The sequence below is a fragment of the Arthrobacter sp. 2YAF22_2 genome, from assembly GCF_052114645.1.
Taxonomy (GTDB): domain Bacteria; phylum Actinomycetota; class Actinomycetes; order Actinomycetales; family Micrococcaceae; genus Arthrobacter.
In genome coordinates this window covers 1-4605 of sequence record NZ_JBFRFD010000306.1, presented here as the reverse complement: position 1 = coordinate 4605, position 4605 = coordinate 1, and the positions used below count along the sequence as shown (strand labels likewise).

The window sequence follows — 4605 nt, the reverse complement described above, 5'->3', positions numbered from 1 at the left end:
TTCCTCACGCGGCGCTTCGAGCGAATCGCCAAGCGCGACGTCGGCAACGACCCCGTCCGCGGGCTGGCACTCTACCGGACCAATATGTTCGGCGCGCAGAACTGGCCGCCGGCCGGGCACGTGACGATCCCGGTCCAGGTGGTGGTGCCGGCCCGGGACCCGTTCCTGTGTCCGGACCTGGTGGAGGGCCTTGACGCCTGGGTGGACGAGCTGACCGTGGTGAGCGTGGACAGCGGCCATTGGTGGCCGGCGACCCGGCCCGCAGAGTTCGCGGAACTGCTCCGGAACAGCGGGACCGGGCAATGACGACGGCGCCGCTGGTGCACCTGCTCTGCGGGCTCAACGGCGCAGGAAAGACCACCCTGGCCCGGGACCTCGGGGCGAGGCTCCGTACCCTGTCCGGCGAACCGGGTTCGCACGCGGTGACGGAGGCCGGTGTCAGGCACCTTGCACGGATTTTCGAGGAGCCTGCGGACGCGGAGGGGCTGCGGATCCTCAGGATCCCTGGCGTCTAGGCCGAACCCAGCCTGCGGGCCGAGTGCCCACCGCGCGTCAGCGGGGGCGGCGGGCCGCGTGTTCGCGGGCAAGGACGGCGTAGGAGTCGTCCGGGGTACCGGGCGTGAAGTGGCCATACTTGCGCTCCACAGCGGTCTTGATCAGGAAGTCCGCCAGCGCCGGGTTCTTCGGCAGAAGCGAGCCGTGCAGGTAGCTGGCCACGACGTTGCGGTAACGGGCACCTTCCTGGCCGGAACTGCTGTTGTTTCCGGTGCCTTTGGCCGTGGTGCCCAGCGGGTTGACGCCCGGGCCCAGGGTGGTCTGGCCGCTGTGGTTTTCGTACCCCAGGACGGTTCCGAACTCGGCGGAGGAGACAGCGACATTGCCGATCAGCCGCTCATCCGTCCCGTGGGTCTCCACGTCCAGGACGCCGATGCCCGGGATAACAGAACCGGTCCTGGTCTTGAAGAACTTCCCGAACAGCTGGTACAGCCCGCAGATCACCAGCATGGGCGTGCCGCCCTCGGCCAGCTCCTTGAGGATGGTTTCGCGCGACAGCAGGTCATCCTGAATCACGAGCTGGCCGCTGTCCTGGCCGCCTCCGCCCACCACGAGGTCGACGTTGGCCGGGAAATCATCGCCGACGTTGTACTCGAGCAGCTCCGGGGTGTACCCGTGCCAGCGCAACCGTTGGGCCAGGACCAGGGCGTTGCCCCAGTCGCCGTAGATGTTCATGTCCCGCGGGTAGAGCTGCAGCACGCGGATGGTGCCCTTGCCGGGCGCGCCGGAGTCATCGGGGGGCAGAACATGGCCGAAGGAGAGCCCGTGCGGGTTGTCGGGGGAGTCGGGGGTCATGAGACCACCTCCACTGTGGTGATTTTGGACAGCTCGCGGCGGATCGCAAGCATGGCTGTGTAGGTGCAGAAGATGCGCTTCGGTTTGGCCTTGGCGCCGCGGATGAATGCGGCCAGTGCGGGGGCGATCTCCGGGTCGACGGCGCCGATCGCGACGTCGTCGTATTGCAGCCGCAACGCCATGTCGTAGGCGCGGGAGCCGGTGAGCTGGTCCACGCCGCCGTCTCGCAGCGTGTCRAACTCGACGTCCCACAGCCAGGACATGTCCCGGCCGTCGGCGTAGTTGTCGTTGATGGCCACCATGGTCGCGTAGCCGGCGGCCGGGAAGGACTTCAGGCCCAGCCGGAAGCCGCTGGGATTCTTGACCAGGACCAGTTCGAGCGGCAGCCCGTCGACAACCAGGCTCTCACCGCGGCCGAACGCCGGCGCCACGTTGGCGAGGGCCTTCAGCAGCCCGTCGTGGTCGGTGCCTGTGCCGCGGGCGCCGGCGATGGCCCGGGCCAGGGTCAGCGCCGCCGCAGCATTGAAGATGTTGTAGACACCGCGGAGCTTCATTCCCGTGGTGACCGTGCCGCCGTCGTACTCAAAGTCGGCGTCGTCGGCGCCCACCCGGCGGAGGACGACGTCGGCCGGCGGCCGCGGGGGTGCAGCGGGTACCGGGCTGCCGGGGGCGGCCCGCATGTCGTCGTCGTTGGGGAAGGTGCTCAGCAGCGAATCGTCGAGGCCGAAGTAGCGGACGTCGGGTCTGCCCGCGGGAAGGGTGTCAGCGATGCGCGCGACGCGCGGATCTTCAYGGTTCAGGACAACGGTACCGGTGGTTTTGGYGGCGATGTGCTGCAGCAGTTCGGCGGTCTTGTCGATCTCGCCGAAGCGGTCCAGTTGGTCCCGGAGGACGTTCAGCAGCAGGCAGTAACGCGGCGGGACCTGGTTGACGAAGTGCACGGCGTGCGCCTCGTCGAGTTCCAGCACGGCGACATCGGCGTCGAGCCGGCCGCGCCAGTCCACCTCACCCAGCAGCGCCGCTGCCACGCCCCGGGTGAAGTTGCTGCCGGTGCGGTTGGTGAAGACCTTCAGGCCCTGGCTTTCGAGCAGTTCCACCACCATTTTGGTGGTGGTGGTCTTGCCGTTAGTGCCGCTGACGACGGCGACGCCCAGCGGCAGCGCAGACAGCGTCCGCCGCATGAAGCCGGGGTCGATTTTTTCGACCACCAAGCCGGGGAGGGCAGAGCCTCCGCCGCGGAGCCGGGAGACCCGGCGGACGAGCTTGCCGAGCGGAACACTGAAGTAGAGCATGCCTTGTAATATATCCCAGCGGCAGCATGGAACCCGGCCCGCAGGCGCGCCCCGGCGCTGCTTCCTTGCGGCTTTAGTGCGGCTGCACGGAGCCCTGCGCACTATGCTGGCAGGATGACCACCCCCCTTTCCCTGCCCAGCCCCCGCGTGGGGTCAGGCCTCCGGATCGGCGTCCTCGCGCTCCAGGGCGACTTCCGCGAACATCTGCACGTCGTGGAAACCGCCGGGGCCGTCGGCGTGACCGTCCGCCGCCCCGCTGAATTGGACGGCCTTGACGGCCTCATCATTCCCGGCGGGGAATCGACCACCATTGACAAGCTTGCCCGGGCCTTCGACCTCCGGGATTCGCTGCGCGAACGCATCCAGGCCGGGCTGCCCGTCTACGGTTCGTGCGCCGGCATGATCCTGCTGGCCGACGACATCGCCGACCCCGCCACGGACCTGGCCGGCAATCCGCAGCAGACGTTCGGTGGACTCGACATCACGGTGCGGCGCAACGCCTTCGGCCGGCAGCGCGAATCGTTTGAGACCGACCTTGAATTCAAGGGACTCCAGTTCAGCGCGGGCGAGAGCGGCGTGGCCCCGGTGCACGCCGTGTTCATCCGCGGGCCGTGGGTGGAACGGGTCGGCGCCGGCGTCGAGGTCCTCGCCCAGGTGGAACCGTCCAAGGCCGGCCACCCGGAATCCCTCGACGGGACCGCTAGAATTGTTGCTGTGCGTTCCGGCAAGCTGCTGGCCACCTCCTTCCACCCGGAAGTGACCGGTGAGAAGCGCGTGCATGAACTGTTTATTCGAATGATCAGAGGAGAAGCGTAAGCATGTCAGGCCACTCCAAATGGGCGACGACCAAGCACAAGAAGGCCATCCTGGACAGCCGCCGGGCCAAGTCGTTCGCCAAGCTGATCAAGAACATCGAAGTCGCCGCGCGGATGGGCGGCCCCGACCTGGCCGGCAACCCGGGCCTGGAACTCGCTGTCACCAAGGCCAAGAAGACCTCGGTCCCCGCTGACAACATCGACCGCGCCATCAAGCGCGGCGCCGGCCTTACCGGCGAGGTCGTGGACTACACCGAAATCATGTACGAGTGCCGCGGCCCGCAGGGCTCCGCCCTGCTGATCGAGTGCCTGACGGACAACAAGAACCGCGCCGCCTCCGAAGTCCGGCTTGCCATCTCGCGCAACGGCGGCAGCATCGCCGACCCCGGATCGGTCAGCTACCTCTTCTCCCGCAAGGGCGTYGTCTCGCTRCCGAAGAACGGGCTGAGCGAGGACGACGTGCTGATGGCGGTCCTCGACGCCGGCGCTGAGGAAGTGAAGGACAACGGCGAGAGCTTCGAGATCCACTCCGAACCGACCGACCTGCAGGCCATCCGCGATGCGCTCAAGGAAGCCGGGATCGAGTACGACACCGATGAGGCTGAGTTCGTGCCCTCCATGCAGGTGCCGCTGGACCTGGACGCAGCCAAGAAGTTCATGAAGCTCGTGGACGCTCTGGAAGAGCTCGACGACGTGCAGAACGTCTACAGCAATGCCGACCTCAGTGACGAAGTGCAGGCCGCACTGGAAGCCGAGTGACCCTTCGCGTCCTCGGCGTCGATCCGGGCCTCACCCGCTGCGGGATCGGCGTCGTGGACGTTGAGAAGAACCGGCGAGCCACCATGGTGGCGTTCGGCGTCGTCGGCACGTCCCCGGACGAGGGCCTCGACCAGCGGCTGCTCGTGATTGCCACCTCGATCGATGACTGGCTGGACAAGTACCAGCCGCACGTCCTCGCCGTTGAACGGGTCTTCTCGCAGCTGAACGTCAGCACGGTGATGGGCGTGGCCCAAGCATCCGGCGTGGTGATCGCCGCCGCCGCGCGCCGCGGCATCCCGGTGGCGCTGCACACGCCGTCGGAGGTCAAAGCAGCCGTGACCGGCAGCGGAACCTCGAACAAGGACGCCGTCACCAAACTGGTCACCAAG

6 protein-coding genes and 1 pseudogene are annotated in these 4605 nt (G+C 67.6%); 5 read left to right on the top strand and 2 right to left on the bottom strand.

Annotated features, from left to right (window positions below):
- Positions 1 to 306 (top strand): annotated as a pseudogene (locus tag AB4Y86_RS12770) (alpha/beta fold hydrolase); the annotation flags it as partial.
- Positions 303 to 515 (top strand): hypothetical protein, encoded by a 213-nt coding sequence (locus AB4Y86_RS12765; RefSeq protein ID WP_441402594.1) that lies wholly within the window; start codon positions 303 to 305, stop codon positions 513 to 515. The pseudogene AB4Y86_RS12770 and the gene AB4Y86_RS12765, both read left to right, overlap by 4 nt.
- Before the next feature lie 37 nt (positions 516 to 552).
- Here the strand turns inward: AB4Y86_RS12765 and AB4Y86_RS12760 are convergent, their stop codons facing one another.
- Together AB4Y86_RS12760 and AB4Y86_RS12755 are read right to left on the bottom strand one after the other, a co-directional pair.
- Complete coding sequence (locus AB4Y86_RS12760; RefSeq protein ID WP_441402593.1) at positions 553 to 1350, bottom strand: type 1 glutamine amidotransferase; 798 nt, start codon at positions 1348 to 1350, stop codon at positions 553 to 555.
- Positions 1347 to 2642 carry a MurT ligase domain-containing protein gene (locus tag AB4Y86_RS12755; RefSeq protein ID WP_441402592.1) on the bottom strand — a complete coding sequence of 432 codons (1296 nt, stop codon included), beginning with the start codon at positions 2640 to 2642 and terminating at the stop codon, positions 1347 to 1349. The genes AB4Y86_RS12760 and AB4Y86_RS12755 overlap by 4 nt, the downstream gene beginning before the upstream one ends.
- Before the next feature lie 114 nt (positions 2643 to 2756).
- Here AB4Y86_RS12755 and pdxT point away from each other — a divergent pair, with 114 nt between their 5' ends.
- The 3 genes from pdxT to AB4Y86_RS12740 form a co-directional block, all read left to right on the top strand.
- A complete protein-coding gene (pdxT, locus tag AB4Y86_RS12750; RefSeq protein WP_441402591.1) occupies positions 2757 to 3458 on the top strand; it encodes a pyridoxal 5'-phosphate synthase glutaminase subunit PdxT in 702 nt (233 codons plus the stop codon).
- 2 nt (positions 3459 to 3460) lie between these two features.
- The gene (locus AB4Y86_RS12745) at positions 3461 to 4216 is read left to right on the top strand and encodes a YebC/PmpR family DNA-binding transcriptional regulator (protein ID WP_441402590.1); all 756 of its coding nucleotides are present in this window, start codon (positions 3461 to 3463) and stop codon (positions 4214 to 4216) included.
- Positions 4213 to 4605 (top strand): crossover junction endodeoxyribonuclease RuvC (locus AB4Y86_RS12740; protein WP_441402589.1); only part of this gene is annotated, 393 nt, incomplete at its 3' end. The genes AB4Y86_RS12745 and AB4Y86_RS12740, both read left to right, overlap by 4 nt.

What these genes read in the sequence shown, in the direction of transcription:
- AB4Y86_RS12765 (WP_441402594.1), top strand. Translation starts at nt 303, where the DNA reads ATGACGACGGCGCCGCTGGTGCACCTGCTCTGCGGGCTCAACGGCGCA.
- AB4Y86_RS12760 (WP_441402593.1), bottom strand. Translation starts at nt 1,350, where the DNA reads ATGACCCCCGACTCCCCCGACAACCCGCACGGGCTCTCCTTCGGCCAT.
- pdxT (WP_441402591.1), top strand. Translation starts at nt 2,757, where the DNA reads ATGACCACCCCCCTTTCCCTGCCCAGCCCCCGCGTGGGGTCAGGCCTC.